This window comes from Flavobacterium piscis, assembly GCF_001686925.1.
Taxonomy (GTDB): Bacteria; Bacteroidota; Bacteroidia; order Flavobacteriales; family Flavobacteriaceae; genus Flavobacterium; species Flavobacterium piscis.
On the sequence record NZ_LVEN01000027.1, the window covers coordinates 515,409 to 532,527 of the forward strand.

General features: G+C 34.8%; 15 protein-coding genes. 9 read left to right on the top strand and 6 right to left on the bottom strand.

The window, feature by feature from the left end; all coding sequences use genetic code 11:
* Positions 1 to 245: 245 nt before the first annotated feature.
* On the bottom strand, positions 246 to 2,420 hold the full coding sequence (locus FLP_RS12675) for a TonB-dependent receptor (protein WP_065449855.1): 2,175 nt from the start codon (positions 2,418 to 2,420) through the stop codon (positions 246 to 248).
* 343 nt (positions 2,421 to 2,763) lie between these two features.
* Here FLP_RS12675 and FLP_RS12680 point away from each other — a divergent pair, with 343 nt between their 5' ends.
* The 4 genes from FLP_RS12680 to FLP_RS12695 all read left to right on the top strand — a co-directional run bounded on the left by FLP_RS12680 (position 2,764) and on the right by FLP_RS12695 (position 9,426).
* On the top strand, positions 2,764 to 3,399 hold the full coding sequence (locus FLP_RS12680; protein WP_065449856.1) for a hypothetical protein: 636 nt from the start codon (positions 2,764 to 2,766) through the stop codon (positions 3,397 to 3,399).
* Between the two features lie 178 nt (positions 3,400 to 3,577).
* The gene (locus tag FLP_RS12685; protein WP_065449857.1) at positions 3,578 to 4,033 is read left to right on the top strand and encodes a hypothetical protein; all 456 of its coding nucleotides are present in this window, start codon (positions 3,578 to 3,580) and stop codon (positions 4,031 to 4,033) included.
* A gap of 762 nt (positions 4,034 to 4,795) precedes the next feature.
* A complete protein-coding gene (locus tag FLP_RS12690; protein WP_065449858.1) occupies positions 4,796 to 7,990 on the top strand; it encodes a SusC/RagA family TonB-linked outer membrane protein in 3,195 nt (1,064 codons plus the stop codon).
* A gap of 11 nt (positions 7,991 to 8,001) precedes the next feature.
* Positions 8,002 to 9,426 (top strand): SusD/RagB family nutrient-binding outer membrane lipoprotein, encoded by a 1,425-nt coding sequence (locus tag FLP_RS12695; protein ID WP_065449859.1) that lies wholly within the window; start codon positions 8,002 to 8,004, stop codon positions 9,424 to 9,426.
* A 141-nt stretch (positions 9,427 to 9,567) separates the two neighbouring features.
* Here FLP_RS12695 and FLP_RS12700 read toward each other — a convergent pair whose 3' ends face one another.
* Positions 9,568 to 10,386, bottom strand: a complete 819-nt coding sequence (locus FLP_RS12700; protein ID WP_065449860.1) for an alpha/beta fold hydrolase — start codon at positions 10,384 to 10,386, stop codon at positions 9,568 to 9,570.
* Between the two features lie 372 nt (positions 10,387 to 10,758).
* On the opposite strand from FLP_RS12700, the gene FLP_RS12705 reads away from it, so the two are divergent.
* Entirely contained in the window at positions 10,759 to 11,211 is a 453-nt protein-coding gene (locus FLP_RS12705) for a hypothetical protein (RefSeq protein ID WP_065449861.1), read from the top strand.
* A gap of 38 nt (positions 11,212 to 11,249) precedes the next feature.
* On the opposite strand, the gene FLP_RS12710 is transcribed toward FLP_RS12705, so the two are convergent.
* Positions 11,250 to 11,591, bottom strand: a complete 342-nt coding sequence (locus FLP_RS12710; protein ID WP_065449862.1) for a winged helix-turn-helix transcriptional regulator — start codon at positions 11,589 to 11,591, stop codon at positions 11,250 to 11,252.
* Between the two features lie 124 nt (positions 11,592 to 11,715).
* On the opposite strand from FLP_RS12710, the gene FLP_RS12715 reads away from it, so the two are divergent.
* The 4 genes from FLP_RS12715 (at position 11,716) to FLP_RS12730 (ending at position 14,605) form a co-directional block, all read left to right on the top strand.
* Entirely contained in the window at positions 11,716 to 12,255 is a 540-nt protein-coding gene (locus tag FLP_RS12715) for a YceI family protein (RefSeq protein WP_065449863.1), read from the top strand.
* 399 nt (positions 12,256 to 12,654) lie between these two features.
* Positions 12,655 to 13,224, top strand: coding sequence for a Crp/Fnr family transcriptional regulator (locus FLP_RS12720; protein ID WP_065449864.1), 570 nt, complete (start codon positions 12,655 to 12,657; stop codon positions 13,222 to 13,224).
* Positions 13,225 to 13,353: 129 nt separating this feature from the next.
* Positions 13,354 to 14,145: a type 1 glutamine amidotransferase domain-containing protein gene (locus FLP_RS12725; RefSeq protein WP_207797836.1), complete on the top strand. Its 792-nt coding sequence runs from the start codon at positions 13,354 to 13,356 to the stop codon at positions 14,143 to 14,145.
* Positions 14,146 to 14,299: 154 nt separating this feature from the next.
* Positions 14,300 to 14,605 (top strand): putative quinol monooxygenase, encoded by a 306-nt coding sequence (locus tag FLP_RS12730; protein WP_065449865.1) that lies wholly within the window; start codon positions 14,300 to 14,302, stop codon positions 14,603 to 14,605.
* A gap of 46 nt (positions 14,606 to 14,651) precedes the next feature.
* Here FLP_RS12730 and FLP_RS12735 read toward each other — a convergent pair whose 3' ends face one another.
* From FLP_RS12735 to FLP_RS12745, 3 genes are all read right to left on the bottom strand, one after another.
* Positions 14,652 to 15,278 (bottom strand): NAD(P)-dependent oxidoreductase, encoded by a 627-nt coding sequence (locus FLP_RS12735; protein ID WP_065449866.1) that lies wholly within the window; start codon positions 15,276 to 15,278, stop codon positions 14,652 to 14,654.
* A gap of 1 nt (position 15,279) precedes the next feature.
* Entirely contained in the window at positions 15,280 to 16,086 is an 807-nt protein-coding gene (locus tag FLP_RS12740; RefSeq protein WP_065449867.1) for an inositol monophosphatase family protein, read from the bottom strand.
* An 81-nt stretch (positions 16,087 to 16,167) separates the two neighbouring features.
* Entirely contained in the window at positions 16,168 to 17,028 is an 861-nt protein-coding gene (locus FLP_RS12745) for an AraC family transcriptional regulator (protein WP_065449868.1), read from the bottom strand.
* Between the last annotated feature and the right edge of the window lie 91 nt (positions 17,029 to 17,119).

Sequence of the window (17,119 nt, forward strand, 5' to 3'; positions counted from 1 at the left end):
TATTATTTTGTGCTGAATTTTTCATGTTTATTTTAAAATAAAAAAACCTCCCAAAGAGGGAGGTTTTAAATGTATCTGTGTACTTATTTATATAACATCCCTGATCATTATCGAATGATAATAATGCTGCTAATAATAGAGATGTTAATTAAGTTTGTCATTTTCCTTATTGATGAGCGACAAATGTATTGATTTTTATTAAACAGTTTACTTTGAAAGAAAAAAAGTTTAGTTCGAGACAAAAATTAGAATGCCTGTGCAAAACTAATGGTCAGGCGCGTACCGTTTTCTTTAACATAATTCATATTATTAGACTGCCATTGCGAAATAACAGAATAATAATCTTTGTTGAATAAGTTTTCGACTCCCAAACGAATGGTACTTTTTTCCCTGAAAGTATAGCTCGAAGAAAGATTAAAAGCCGTGAAAGATTTTATAGGCCCTGTTCCGTACGTATAGGCACCATTTACAGGTTCAAACTTATCCCTGCCTGATGTATTGATCATTTGCAGAAAAAGCGACCAGTTTTCTAAAGGTCTGAAAATGGTATACGCTGTTAGTTTTGGCGGATTGATTCGGTCCCCTCCCAAATATACTTTTCTGTCTGCAAGTTCACGTTTTCCTTCTGTAAAGGAATAATTTGCTCCAATATCAATTTTAGAATGAAGGCGGTATTTAGCTGCTACTTCAAAACCATAAATCTTTTCAGGTGAACGAGAAATTTGCGGATTTCCATCAACATAAACATAAGAAGCACCTAATTTGGATGTGCTATAATAAACAGCGCCTTCATAAGAAAATTTATCCAAAGCTCCTGAGAATCCAAATTCGTAATTATTGGCCGTAACTGCTTTTATCGAAGTATTGTTTACGGTGTTTTCTTTGGCAGCGCGTAGTACCAAACCTAAATCGGCAACGCTAAAACTTTGGGAGAAACTTACAAAAGGTTTAAACAAAGCCCATTTTGTATAACGAAGTCCGGCATTGAACATGAAGGCATTAAAATCAAGAACTCCGCCATTTACAGCAATTCCGCCGCCAACATAAGTTCCGTTTACATAATTACGAATACCAATAGTGGTATAATCCGGCACATCGATATTTACATTTTCAAGTCTTAAACCTGTTTTTAAAACCAAATTGGGACCAAACATGTTTTTAAGCTGAAAATACGGGGCTAGATTCGTCATATTCATTTCAGGAATGACCAATCTGCCATCTGTAAGGTGCGTATCGGTTATATCCGAAAGTATATCCAATCCGTACGTTATATTACCTGATATAAGAGGACTGAATTCGTATGGCGTGTTTAAATTCAAACGAAAACCCAGCTTCTTGCTTTGTGTAGCCGGTTGTCCGTTATTTTCAAAAAAATCACTGTAGTTAATCAAAGTGAGATAGTCCTGAAAGTAAAGTGTGGCATTAATATCTGTATTCCCAATTATATTTTCTCCGTTATAACTTAAACTTGCGTTATGGTTATAAGGCGTTCCTTCAGGATCTCCGGGGCGTTGTCCTTTAACTCCCGTAGTTGGCGAATCAAAATTACCGTAAACTCCGGCTTTTGCAATATAATCAGTATGCTGTGTACTATTAAAATAATTGTACATCAACTCTATGCGGTTATTGGTATTGATATCGTAACCAATTTTTGCAAAAGCATTCCAGTTTTTTAGATCATTCATTCCGTATTCCGGAGAAAGTACGCGCCCTTTGGCATCGCGATATAATCCCGTTTCTTCATAACGTCCGCTTACCACATAATCGATCTTGTTTACTTTTCCGGAAAATAGCTGAGAGACAAAGAAACCGGCTGTCCCTTTAGATTTTACAAGAGAGAAATTAGTTCCTGCCTCAGTAGATCCGCTTATGGTTTTGTCGACATTTGCCTTTTTTGTAATATAATTAATCAAACCGCCATCTGCACCATTACCATAAATTGCAGTTGCTCCCTTAATTACTTCTACACGGTCTAAAACAGTAGGATCCAGAGAGCGCATATCTTTGGCTCCGTCTCTAAGCGGTGTAGATTGCGGAATTCCGTCAATCATGACCAATACACGTCGGCCTCGTAAAGTCTGACCTAAATTTTGAGTTCTGTTAGTCGAAAAACCAAGACCGGGTACAGATGCGCCCAGGATATCGCTAAGATTAGAACTTATATTGAGTTGTTGCTGTATTTGTTTTTTAGATAAAATAGTAACCGATGAAGGCACTTCGTTTAAGATTTCCGGTTGTCTGGAAGCAGAAACTACAATTTCTTTCAATTCGTTATCAGTTCCCGAATTATCCGGTACAATACTGTCCTGAATTTTGATATTTTTATCTTTTGCAGTATTTGTATTCGTTTTGGAAATTTCCTGTGCAGAAAGAGAATTTAGTATGAAGAATATGAAAAGTAGGGGAGATATTTTTATCATTTCTTATTTAGATTAATTTTAAATAATAGCAAATATAGAAAATGTAAAAGGAAACAAACTCAAAGAATTATCATTTTTTATGGTCGAAAAGTTCAATTAAATCTGATGTTGTTGATAGTTAACAAGATACAGACATGGAGTTTGCTTTTTATAAACATCCATATTAAATAGAAACAGGAAAAAGCAATTATTACCTTGTTAATAAATGGACTTGTAGTACTCGTGATAATTTTTGATAAAAGTGAAGAATCAAAAAACAACTATGAGGTGATTTTTATAGATTTGTAAAATCTATATATTCGCCAAAAAATCATTGGGGAAACAATTATAAAATCTAAAGACAATGAAATTAGTTACTTCAACATTTTTATTTTTCATATTTATTTGTTCTACTTCGTATGGGCAATTGAGCTCAGATCAAATATTTGAAAGCTTTAAACAAGGAGAACGCACCAACTGTTCGTCAATTGCTTTTATTAAGGCTTCTTTGAATGTTTATGGATTAGACAATCTTTTTGTAACTGAAAAATTAAACGATAATTTACAAAAGATAACGCTAAAAAATGATGCATCATTTGAGCTGAATAATCAGGAAATCAATAAAGCTAAAATATCTGCAGGTTTTATATACATCAAAGACAATTGCGAGAGCGAAAAAATAACAGACTATGCCGTATTAACTTATGCCGTAATGGCAAAATACAAGCAGATTATTGACAAGGAAGCTACATTTGACAAAGCATTGGAAGATTTAGAAGATGGGGCAGTATACACGCCAACCATCTATAAATACTTAGGATTTAAACTAGGAAAACAAATACAAAAATTAAAGAGACAATCCGGTAGTGAATTTTGCGGTGTAGTAGCGTGGTCAAAAGCGCATGCAGTTTTTGTTTGCGAGGAATTTATGGACTATTATGGTAACAAAAAAAGTATCTGGATTAAATATCCGGGACGTTTTAGAATAATAAAGACGTAAAAATTAACTGCAATAGTGGTAAAATTTCAGCATCTCACAAAAAATAATTAAATAGTTAGAATAGAGATCGATATAGTAAGAAATTACGACCATTAAATAAAAAAAGGAATTAATAAAGTTGTATTTTAAGTTAATTTATATATTTTTGTTTTTATCAACAACCAATTACATTTATACAATGAAGAGAAAAATTACTTTATTATTATGCGTACTTTTCTTCTTGACAACCGGTGCAATTTCTGCACAGGCAAAAAACGCCCCAAGAAGTATTATTAGCACAACAGCCTTAATCCGTAAATACCATGATCAGAAAGAACTAAGCGGTATGCAAAAAGGAGAACTTCTGGAACTATACATCGAACGTATTAAAGTTTTAGTAAAAACTCTGCCTTACATCGCTTTGGTTACTAAACCAGGTGTTACTATGGCCGACTTAGGAATTCCGGATGATGGAGTTCACAAGAAAATATTAGAGAACCAGGCACTTGGTACTACAACTTTCTTGGATACTACAGTAGAGTTTCAAAGAAAAATGATGCCATACTCAGACAAAGGAAATCTTGTTGCGGCAATTTTATTTTACGAAAACACATTAAAATCTTTACACGAGTTCAATGAATTGAACGAAATGTAATTTATAATTTTAAAGCAAAAAAAGTCTATACTGAGAAGTATAGACTTTTTTTTTGCCTTAAAGTGAGTTTCTTTATTCGCTACATTTATGTATAACCTTAAGTTTTGCTTTTTTTAATGCTGGCACTTTCTCGTTTTTAATATAAGATCATTTTCTTCTTCATTTAATACACTTTTCTAATAGTTTTTTTTGGATTAGTAACCGCTAGCAATAATTGGCAAAACAATCCAATTATCGTCATTAATTCTCTCGTAATGCTTTTTCTTGCAATTATATTAGATTTTAAAAACACTTAAAATTTCTATTTTATTTTTATTTGTTTTAGAAAAATTCCTACACGCTGTAAAAATTCCTAAACCGTTTAACTGTTTTGTTTTTAGTGTTTTAAAAATTCAACTTGATTTAATTAACATTTTTTTTTCAAAAAATTCGGTTAAAATTTTGGAACTAATAATTTTAATTTACCTTTGTTCTATCAATTTAGTAGAACTTATAGTAAAATAAGGCTTTAACAGTAATTTACGTAATTATTTTTAGAATATCAGAGCTTAATTTTTTGCATTAAAATCTTATAAGTCTAGCACAAATAATAGTAATCAAAAAAAATAAAAATGAAAAGACGAATGCATAGCTGAAAAAAAAAGGACCATTTCTGTTGCAGCAGAAATGGTGAAGCTTAAAGAAATTGTACATCTCTATAAGGAAGCAGGAGTAAAGTAAATCTTCCAGTGCTCACCTTATTTATTAAACTAAAACAAAGTAATGAAAAAAAAATTAAATAGATATGCATTTGTATGCATTTTGTTGATTTCCATAGGGATTAAAGCTCAAGAAACCAAGCCTTTAATTCAGTCTAAACTTGAAGGAATAGTAGTGGATGCTGTTACAAAAGAACCGGTAATTGGTGCTTCTATCAACATAAAAGGTACTACACACGGTGCTGTAACAGATTTTGATGGAAAATTTTATTTCCAGACAGGGCAGAAATTTCCTTATACACTTGTAGTAAGTTATATGGGGTATAAAAGAACAGAAGTAGTAGTTACTTCAAATCCTGTTACGGTTAGTATTACTCAGGAACAGAATGCATTGTCAGAAGTAGTGGTGACAGCGCTTGGTATCACTAAGGAAAAAAAATCTTTAGGATATACTACTCAGTCTGTAAAAGGTAAGGATTTGGAAACTACAAAGGAAACCAATTTTCTAAACGGTCTTAGCGGAAAATTAGCAGGAGTTCGTATCACTAATTCGCAGGGAGATATGGGGTCTTCACGTATCGTTATTCGTGGTGAAACCTCTATCGCAGGAAATAACCAGCCGCTATTTGTGGTAGACGGAATTCCGGTAGATAACTCGCAGTTAGGAAGCGTAGGCGGGGCTACACGTGATTTCAAAAATGCAATTGCCGATTTGAATCCACAGGATATTGAATCAATAAATGTACTAAAGGGGCCTAATGCTGCCGCGCTTTACGGATCGCGTGCTGCACATGGAGTTGTTCTTATTACTACAAAATCAGGAAAAGGTCAGCAAGGATTAGGTGTAACCGTTAATACTGGTATAACTATTACCGAAGTTTCGCTGTTACCTACTTATCAAAATACATTCGGACAAGGTTCAAACGGAAAATTCAGTTATGTTGATGGTAAAGGTGGCGGTATTAATGATCAAACGGATGAAAGCTGGGGGCCTAAAATGGACGGACGTCTTATTCCTCAATTTAATTCAAATGGTGTAGCAGTACCTTTTGTGGCTCATCCAAATAATGTAAAAGACTATTTTAATACTGGTCTTACTTATGATAATAGTATTTCTGTAGCAAAATCAGATGAAAAATCAGATTTCCGTTTGGGAGTAAACAATCAAAAACAAATAGGGACAGTTCCTAATAGTGAAGTTACCAAAACGAACTTTAGTGTAAATGCCAATTACAAATTGTCAGAAAGGGTTAAGGTAGGTGTAACCGGGAATTATATTGTTACAGATGCTCCAACATTACCTGGTGGGCCATCAGGTAATCGTGCAGCGGGTGTGATGCTTCAGTTTACATGGTTTGGACGCCAGGTCGATATGAATGCGCTTAGAAATAACAGAGACACGAACTGGAACAACAGTTATTACAGCAATCCGTATTGGACCGCTTATTACAATACAACAAGTCAGCAGCGTAACCGCTTAATAGGAGATATCCATTTGGATGTAAAACTTACAGACGACCTTAATTTTAGATTCCGTACTTCTGTTGACAATTATAACGACCGCAGAAAATACACGATAAAATATGGTACAAACGGAACTCCTTTTGGATCGTATGCTGAAGATGCTTATACGGTAAACGAACAAAATACAGAGGGTATTTTTACCTATACTAAAAAAATAAACGATGATTTTACTGTAGATGCTCTTGCCGGATTCAATATTCGTAACCATAGCGACGCAAACAATTATCAAAAAGCACCGCGTTTGGCTGTGCCGGATTTATATACATTGACGAATTCAAGAGATCCGTTAACTTCATCAAATACATTATCAAGATTAAGAGTATACAGTGCTTATGCTTCAGCGCAGTTTGGCTATAAAAATTATGCTTATTTAAACGTAACGGCCCGTAATGACTGGTCATCGACATTGCCAAGCAGTAACCGCTCTTATTTTTATCCTTCCTTTAATGGTAGTTTGATTTTATCCGAAGTCTTTAATCTAAAAGGTAGTACGCTTGATTTTTTAAAGCTTCGCGGTGGATGGTCTGAAGTGGGTAATGATGCAGATCCGTATCAATTGAATACAGTTTACGATTTTCAAACGGCATTCGACGGAAATCCAATTCAGACTTCGTCTAAGAGAAAACTTAATGAGAATTTGAAACCGGAAACAACCCGTTCTACTGAAGTTGGTTTAGAAGCTACTTTCTTTAAAAACAGACTTCATTTTGATGTTGCTTATTATAATACGAATAGTTTCGACCAGATTCTGGAAATCAAAACAACTGCGGGAAGTGGTTATACATCGCAATTGATCAACGCAGGTAAAGTAAACAATAGAGGTATCGAAATTCAATTGGATGGAACTCCTGTTCAAACTGAAAATTTCAAGTGGAATATTGCCGGAAATTATTCAAAGAATACAAGTAAAGTAGATATTCTTGATTATGATAAACAGATCCAAAATTATACAATTGGTTCTTCAGGTGGTGTTGATGTTTTGGCTTCTGTAGGACAAGCTTATGGAGCTCTTTACGGAATAGCTTATGAGCGTGATGCCAATGGGAATATCGTTGTAGGTTCTAATGGATTGCCACAAGCTGCAACGGATAAAAAAGTATTAGGACATTATACTCCGGATTATATAGCAGGTATTACAAATACATTAACCTATAAAAATCTTGAACTTTCGTTTCTTGTTGATGCCAGTGTAGGTGGAGAACTTTTTTCAGGAACGAACAGAGTAGGTAATTATACAGGTGTACTGGCTCAGACTCTTCCGGGTCGTGATGCCGCAAACGGCGGATTAAATTATTACATAACGACCGGCAGTGACGGAAAAGATGTGAAAAATTTGGTATCAGGAGGAAATGCCCCGGCCGGATTACCAGTATATGATGATGGAATGATCTTTAAAGGAGTATATGCAAACGGAACTCCAAATACTACCGTTCTTAGTGCGCAGGAATATTACAAGGCGTCATACAATATTAGTGAAGCGTATATCTACAGTTCTACTTTTGTAAAAATGAGAGAAATTAAGTTGACTTATAATGTAAACAAAAGCTTAGTAAGAAAACTGGGATTGCAATCAGCGAGTATTACTGCAGCAGGTCGTAACTTGTTTTTTATCTACAAAGAGGTACCTAATATTGATCCTGAAACGGCTTACAATACCGGAAATGCACAAGGATTAGAACAGTATTCCCTGCCATCTACGAGAAATTTCAGCCTTAATGTTAATCTTAAATTTTAAAACACACACTCATGCTAAAAAAAATAGCCTATATAACGCTTTTTGCATTGACATTTAGTTCTTGCAGCGATACATTGGATGATATAAATAAAAATCCAAATGCCACCGAAACTCCATTGGCGCCTTACCTGTTGACAGGATCACTAAAGCAGGGTGCTGATTTATATTGGGGTTCAACAAATAACTTTGACTCCTCATTATTATTTGTTCAGCATTGGGCAAAAATCCAATATACAGAACCGGACACATTTAATTTATCAAACAGTTCTTTTGTAACTTTATGGAATACAGGGTACTCAACTTTGATTACCGATTTAAATACTATTATTAATTTTCCGGAGGCTCAGGCAAATTCTAATTATAAAGGAATTGCACTTGCTTTGCGTTCATGGACTTTTTTATTGTTGACAGATGCTTACGGAAGTGTTCCTTATAAAGAAGCAGGCCTGAAAGTAAATCCGGCGTATAATACTCAAAAAGAAATATATACAGGATTATTGGAAGATTTGAAACAAGCTCAGTCTTTATTAGGTACAGCAAACGGAGCTGTAACTGGTGATTTGTCTTATAAAGGAGACATTACAAAATGGAAAAAACTGGTAAATTCGCTTCGTTTGCGTATAGCGTTGAGAATTTCAGACAGAGAGCCTGCATTGGCTAAACAAACTGCTATTGAGGCAACAACAGATGCCGGAGGGTTAATAAGCAGTACCAATGATATTTTTAAGTTTACTTACATCAGTTCACCACAGCAAAATCCGGCTTCGGCCTGGTTCGAAACACGTGATGATTACCGTATTTCGAAAACAATGGTCGATAAGTTATATGAGTTATCAGATCCGCGTTTGCCTGTTTACGCTCAATTACCAACAGATCCAAGCGTGGGTAAATATGTTGGAGGTGGAAACGGGTTATCAACTACTGCAGCCAATGCGCAGGGGCTTGCTAAAACATCAAGGCCAGGTACTTACTTCCTGACTTCTCAATCGCCTGCTGTATTTGCTTCCTATTCAGAAACATTGTTTAATGTTGCAGAAGCAGTTGCGCGTGGTTACATTGCCGGAGATGCAGAAGCACTTTATAAGAGCGCCATTACAGCATCATTCAACCAATTTGGTATTACAGATGCGACCATTATTGCTAATTATCTTAATCAGGCAACTGTAAAATACGATGCGACTAACTATGCCAAATCGATAGGTACTCAAAAATGGATTGCGTTTTACGGGCAAGGTCTTGATGCTTTTGCAGAGTGGAGAAGACTTGACTATCCCGTTTTGGTTGCTGGTCCAAATTCGCTTTTGGAAGGAAAAATTCCTTCACGTTTCTTTTATCCAGGTACAGAGCAATCGCTAAATGGAACTAGTTATAAAGCCGCAGTAGAGGTGCAGGGAAAAGATGTACTGACGACGAAACTATGGTTTGATGTGAAATAAGCCAAGTACTGAAAGAATATAAAGTTGATGCTTAAAAAATACAAATCAAAAATGATTTTTATAATTAATGAAGCAGTCTTATAAAACAAAAACCTCCAAAAATTTTGGAGGTTTTTTTGTAAAAAAGCATTTTCTATTTCCTTACGATTTTAAAAATTCTAAAATGTCTTTATTAATAGTATCTGCTTCTGTTGTTGGCATACCATGTGGAAATCCCGGATATGATATTAGTTTTCCGTTTTTTAATAATTTTGCAGCTTTAGGTGCTTGATTATAAGGTACAATTTGGTCATCTTCTCCGTGCAAAACAAGAACAGGAATATCTAAACTCTTCAAATCTTCTGTAAAATCCGATTCCGAGAACGCTTTTATTCCTTCATAATGAGCCAGTACAGAACCCATCATTCCCTGACGCCACCAGTTGTGTTTAATTCCTTCCTGAACAGTTTTTCCTTCGCGATTCCATCCGTAAAAGGCGATTGGAAAATCATAAAAATATTGCGCTCTGCTAAATCCCGTACCTTTTCTTATCTCATCAAAAACAGACAATGGAACACCATCAGGATTTGCTTCATTTTTTATCATTATTGGCGTTACGGCACTAATGATGATCGCTTTTGCAACGCGGGCTTTTCCGTATTTTGCTGCGTAGCGTATTACTTCTCCGCCACCTGTAGAATGCCCAATATGAATGGCATCTTTTAAATCCAAAGCTTCAGTCAATTCAGCTACATCTGCAGCATAGGTTTCCATATTGTTACCTTCTGAACTCTGACCGGAACGTCCATGTCCGCGTCTGTCATGTGCAATAACACGATATCCCTGTTGAAGGAAAAACATCATTTGTGCATCCCAATCATCAGCAGATAATGGCCATCCGTGATGAAAAACAATAGGTTGTCCTGTTCCCCAATCTTTGTAATAAATTTCTGTTCCGTCTTTAACTGTAATTGTACTCATCTTATTTTGGTTTTAGATTAATATATTTTAATTCAATCTAAGTTTTTGATCTTTTTATTTGACTTAGATTTCTTGTACAAATTTATATAGGATGAGAAGACCTATCCGTTAATCTAGATTAAGTAATGACATTCTCAAAATTAAATTACAACTAATGACGTAAATAGTGCTTGGTTTTTTGTCTTTCAAATTTAATTATATTTTTGTAATTATCTGTAAATTATGTAATTACAAAATTAATTAAATGTAAAATATTTTTTTGAGCATTCTGTTATATTTATCGCCTAAATAATAATCGTAGAAAATGAAACGATACTAAATCATAAAATTGCTGTTATGCTATGGCAACTTTAAATAATTAAACCAAATACTATGACTACAATAGAGGCAAGTAATTTCAGCAGACTTATTGGAATTTGGGTAACAAAAGGGACGATATTTAGCAAGAGTGATAATGTAGCATTAATTGGTATTGATACTTACGAATATATTTTAAACGAAAATTATATCCTGCACAAAGCTGATGTAATGATGGGTGATGAAAGAACTCAGACTTTTGAAATTTTTTCTTTGACCAATTCTAAAGAAAGGGCAAAAATGCAATATTATAATTCGAAAGGCGAAAGCGGGTCTATGACGAGTTATCTGGTCAAAAATGTCTTTAAAATTAAAAGCAGCACCATGAAATTTGAAGGTAAATTTAATGATGAAAATACAGAACTAATAGGGAAGTGGTTTGTAAAGGAAAGCGATAAATGGATCGATTTTATTGATCTTAAACTTAAAAAGCAAAAAAAAAGAGTCGATTTGAAAATTATTCAATAATAGTTATGTTTTGCTTTCAATCTATAGTTTTTCTCAAGCTATTTTTCTAAAATTTCTTTTCTAAAAATAACACCCCAATTCAGAATTTCATCTAATAGTTTTCGCATCGTCAAACCCAAAGGAGTAAGAGAATATTCTACCGTAACCGGCATGCTGTCATAAAGCGTGCGCGTAATAATTTTATTTGTTTCTAAAGCTTTTAGTTCCTGCGATAGCATTTTGGGCGAAATATCTGCGATATCCCGTTGAATTTCTCCAAAGCGTTTGTTGCCATGAGTTAATGAAATAATAATTGGCAAACGCCATTTTCCCTGAATTACTTCTAAAGTATCCCTGGCAACCAGCAATCTATATTGGCAAACATCCTCTTTTTGACTCATAATTATTTGATTTTAAAAAACATCCACTTACGTGAAGGTAACTACTTACTCAAAGGTAACTACTATATTTTGTATAGCAAATCTACATAATTTTGTCCTGATAATAAACATTAAAAAAATAATTATGACAAACAAAACCACTTGGGTAATAGACCCATTGCACTCCGAAGTTTTCTTTAAAATTAAACATTTAGCTATTTCTACTGTAACAGGTTCTTTCAGAAAATTTGAAGGAAATATAATTACAGATGGTACCGATTTTAGCAATGCAAAAGTAGCAATAGCCATCGATGTAAAAAGTATCGATACCAATCAGCCGCAACGTGATGAGCATTTAAAGAACGGTGATTTTTTTGATGCAGAAACTTACCCGAAAATTACTTTTGAGTCGACATCGTTTGTAAACACTGGAGGTACTTATTATAAAATGACTGGAAATCTAACATTGAAAGGTGTAACAAAGCCAATTGAATTAAAAGTAGAATATGGCGGATCAGAAAACGATGGGCATGGTAATATAAAGCATGGATTTGAAGTTCTTGGAATAGTAAATAGAAAAGAATTTGGAATGACATGGAACAAGATGACAGATTCCGGAGGCCTTGGATTAGGTGAAGACGTCAAACTTATCGGAAACATTCAGGTCAGTCAATTAGCTGAATAAACTAGACTTTTTTAATCTCGCAAAGACGCAGAGTCGCAAAGTTTTTAGCTTTATTTCTTAATTTCGCTACGATGCAAATCATCAGAAAGTAAACTTTGCGCCCTTGCGTCTTTGCGAGATTATTTCACTCCAATAAAAAATCTTTAAGCAGTTAAATTATCACAAACCACCTTACCCAAAGCTTTGTGAACTTTGTGTTTTTCAGACCTTCAAAATAACTTTGAGATCTCTGTGTTTAAATTATCCTCAACAACCTTACACAAAGCTTAGCGAACTTTCGCGTTTTCAAACCTTAAAAAATAAATTCTTGCTCCCGATAGCTATCGGGATTGCGTTTAAATTTAAGCAGCAATCTAAAATTTAAACTAATCTTCTATCTTTGAAAAAGTAAAACAAACTATGGAAAAGCTGAGAAAACATATTGAAGAAATAATACCTGTTACTGACGAGGAGTTTGAATCTATTAAACCCTTTTTTACAATAAGAAGAGTATTAAAAAATCAATATCTTGTTCAGCAAGGCGATGATGCGAAATATGAATATATCATTATGAGCGGAATTTTCAGGGTTTTTTATCTGGATGAAGACGGCAAAGAACACATCGTGCAATTTGCTACAGAAAACTGGTGGATGTCTGATTATATTGCCTATTTCAATCAAAAACAAGCCAATATGTATGTGGTTTGTATGGAGCCGGGCGAGGTTTTGTGCCTGACACTTGAGGGCAGGGAACAGCTCTCGGTTACGCTGCACAAAATGGAGCACTTTTTTAGAATAAAGCTTACCAAAGGTTTTATTGCGCTTCAGCAAAGGGTTATATCATTACTTTCTAATAATCCGCAGCAGCGATACAAAGAATTTGCAGATCTGTATCCCAATCTCATGCAAAAAATCCCCAAAAAATATATTGCAGAATATCTGGGAGTGAGCCGCGAAACCCTTAGCAGGCTTTACTCGAACAATAAATAATATAGCTGTTTAAACTCAAAGTGTGATTCCCGTCACACTTTTTTTGTGACTTTGCTCCTCGTATTGAGGAGTAGAGCCGGCATAAATTTGCCCTATAAATAATTCATAACAACTTAAAAATTTATAGCCATGAAAAAATTGATGATTCTAACAGCGGCACTTGCCTTTTTTTCTTCTTATGCCCAAAATCAAAAAGAAAACAAAGCAGTAAAACAAACCACAACTTCTAAAAACGAAACAAAAATGAACAAGAAAATTTTAATTATCGTGTCGAATGCCAATGCCATTGGACCAAACAACAGAAGAACAGGAACATTTCTTCCAGAAGTAGCGCATCCTTATGCTGCATTCGAAAAAGCAAATTACCAGATCGATTTTGCCAGCTTAACCGGAGATACGCCTTATTTAGACGCTCTTAATTTAGCAAGTGATCCTGAAAATCTGGCATTTCTAACAGGAAAAGGCTGGGAAACTATGCAAAAAGCCGTTAAGCTATCCACTGTAGATGTTACTAAATACGATGCCATTTTTGTACCAGGCGGACTAGCACCAATGGTCGATATGCCGGAAAATGAGTTGCTGAAAAAAGTAATTAAAGAAACCTACGAACGAAATGCAGTGGTAGGGGCAGTGTGTCACGGTCCGGTTTCTTTATTAAATGTAAAACTAAGCAACGGAACTTATTTAGTAAACGGTAAAAACATTACGTCTTTTACAGATGAAGAAGAAAGAGGTTACGCCATTGCAGATGTCCCTTTTTTATTAGAAACAGCTTTAACAAAACAAGGAGCAAAATTTCATTCTGCCGCAAATTGGTCTGCCCACAGTATTGCCGATGGTAATTTGGTTACAGGACAAAATCCTGCTTCTGCAAAGGGAGTGGCAGAAAAGATGATTGTTATTTTAGAATCTAAAAAATAATTATAAGCTAGTCTTTTCATTTCGAGGAACGAGAAATCACACAAGAAATTCCGTCCGGAATATCGCCAGTCTTTGTCGAGTTACTAACGGAGATCCCTCGTTCCTCTGGACAAGATTGTGTTAATTAAATAAAAAAACATATTAAAATATAAAAATGGAAAATCAAAATCCGGTTCATGTTTTTGCGACATGGAAAGTTAAAGAAGGTCAGATTGAAAACGTTTTAAATTTACTAAAAAAAGTACATGACGAAAGCGTTAAAGAAAAAGGAAATTTGTTTTACACCATTCATCAAAATAATTCAGATTTAAATAACATATTATTATTTGAAGGATATAGGAACGAAGATGCCGTAACAGCGCATCGAAATTCCACTTATTTTCAGGAAGTAGTTTTGGGACAGATTGTGCCATTATTAGAAAACAGGGAGATTGTATTAGCAACGCCTTTGGATTATTAATAAAGGAAATAAAAAAGTAACAGCACTGAGCTGTTACTTTTTTTTATTAATTCGTCAACGCGACATATTGGTAAAGTCTTGTTGGATCTTCGGCCTCCTTAATTAAATAATCAGCAACATCTGCTCTTGAAATTTTGCCCACTTTTATTCCTCTAGAAAGTCCCGTTATGGTTTTATAAGCCGAACTTTTATCTTTATTGGTAAGCATTCCCGGCCTGATAATTTCCCATCTTAGAGAACTATTAGTGATGATTTCTTCCATTTTTGTTTTATTATTATATTGATCTTTCAGGAATAATGAAATCACGGTTTTCATAAAAAAGCTTAAATACCTTTTACTTTCTCCCGCTCCAAAACCTGTAATTACTAAAACTGGTGAAGAGAAATTTAAATCGTCAACAACCTTTACCAAATTATTTGCAATATCAGAAAAAAGAGTTGTTGCTTTTTTATTTTTTGTGCCAACGGTTATGAGTACAGTATCGGCATCTTTTATGGCATTTTTTAAGTCTGTAGGCGAGGTAGCGCTTCCATTTATTTTAATGAGATTGGGATGATTTGGGATCTGATTTGTATTTGTTGACAAAGCTGTTACGTTATGTCCGTTTTTGAGTGCCTGCGATACCGCTTGTAATCCAATTCCGGCTCCGGCTCCTATAATGGCTATGTTCATTTTAATTTGTAGATTTAATTTGTAGATATTTCTCTGCAATATTTTTTGGTGCAGCCAATACACTTTCGCTTCCCCATTTCCATGGTTTTCCCGCTGCTGTCAGGATTGTTGCACCAGCTTCTTTAGCGATAAGCAGTCCGGCAATCCAATTATAAGTATCAAGATCTTCCTGAACAAACAAATCGATTCTTCCTGCACCAACATACGCCAATTGAAGACCGTGTGGCCCATAATTTCTAACTATTCCGTAATTGCGGATCAGTTTTGTAATTGTAGCACCAATTTTTTCATTTAAATTATTATCTGATTTATCCTGATGACCGTATTCAAAAACAGCAAGCATCACAGCCGGATCTGTTTTACGGCTAATTTTGAGTAATTTGCCATTCATAAAGGCACCTTCGCCTTTTTTTGCCCAAAATATTTCATTAGCCAAAGGATCAAAAATCACAGAAAAGTAAGGCTGTCCATCACGAATAAGTGCCAGATTGATTGTCCATCCTGCAATGTGCTGAAGATATTGAATAGCGCCATCCATCGCATCGCAAAGCCAGTATTCGTCTTGTTTGGCCGGATTTCTTTGTGAATTGGTATCAAATTCGTCTCCAATATGCCAGGGTGTGTTGGGAAATTCCGGAGATAAATCTTCTTTTAAAGAAGTCAGGCACAAAGTGTCGATGTCTTCTAATTGTTTCAAAAGCTCATCCATAGTTTGCGGGATAGCATTTCGCTTATAATCTTTTAAAAAGACGTTACCCACTTTTTGTACTGCGTCGAGTATGATGGGAATGTTGATTTCGTTTTGCATATCAGTTAAAGTATTAATTACAATGCAAAACTACTTGTAGGATGAGGTTTTAATGTAGTTTGAATGATGGGAAGAATAGTTCTAATCACGGAATTTTTTCCGAAACTCAAGAGGAGTGAGGCTGGTTACTTTTTTAAAAAGTTTTCCAAAATAAACAGGTTCTTCGTAACCAACTTCGTAAGCAATTTCCTTTACGCTATTAGCTGTAAAGTAGAGCAATCTTTTGGCTTCCATGATAGAGGCTTCCTGAATATGTACAGACACAGGACTTCCTGTTAATGATTTTACAGTATCATTTAAATGCGCTGTCGAAATAGAAAGTGCCGCCGCATATTGAGCAGGCTGTTTCCAGGTTTTGAAATGTTCTTTTGTTAGCTTCATGAACGATTCCTTAATGATAATGCTTCGGTTTTCTTTTGTTTTATCAAGAGCAAAATCAGAAACTATTTCTCCTGCAATTAAACTTAAAAGCCCATTTAACAAGGAATGAACAGTTTTTTGACTATACTGATTGGTATTTTGCTGTTGTACTTTTTCAATTAAATCCATCATGAGACAAAGCTGCTCAAAAAAAGGAGATTCGTGCTGAAGTAAAAAAGGATTATCAATTTTATTTTCTAAAAGGAGCAATACTTCTTTATTGACGAGCGACGGATCAAAACTAATCATCCATCCTTTTGGATTTTTTACTTCTATAATATGATGTACTTGCTCCGGAAAAATACAAATTAGGGCCGGCGCAGTAAATTCAATGTTTTTGAAATCAATATTGAATTGAAATGTTCCGTTTACTGCCAACATCAATTGGCAATGATTATCCCGGTGTGGCTTCGAGATATCATGTTCTTCAACATCCCGGTCTTCCATATTAACCATAATAATTCCTGCCTTTGCAAGAGGCGACAGTTCAAATTGTCTGATCGTATGGTTTTTATTTTTCAAGATTTAAAATGATAATGTAGCGTGATATCTTTATTTACAGACAAAAATAGCGAATAAAAATTTTACACTGTACTAATTTGTATTACCCCAT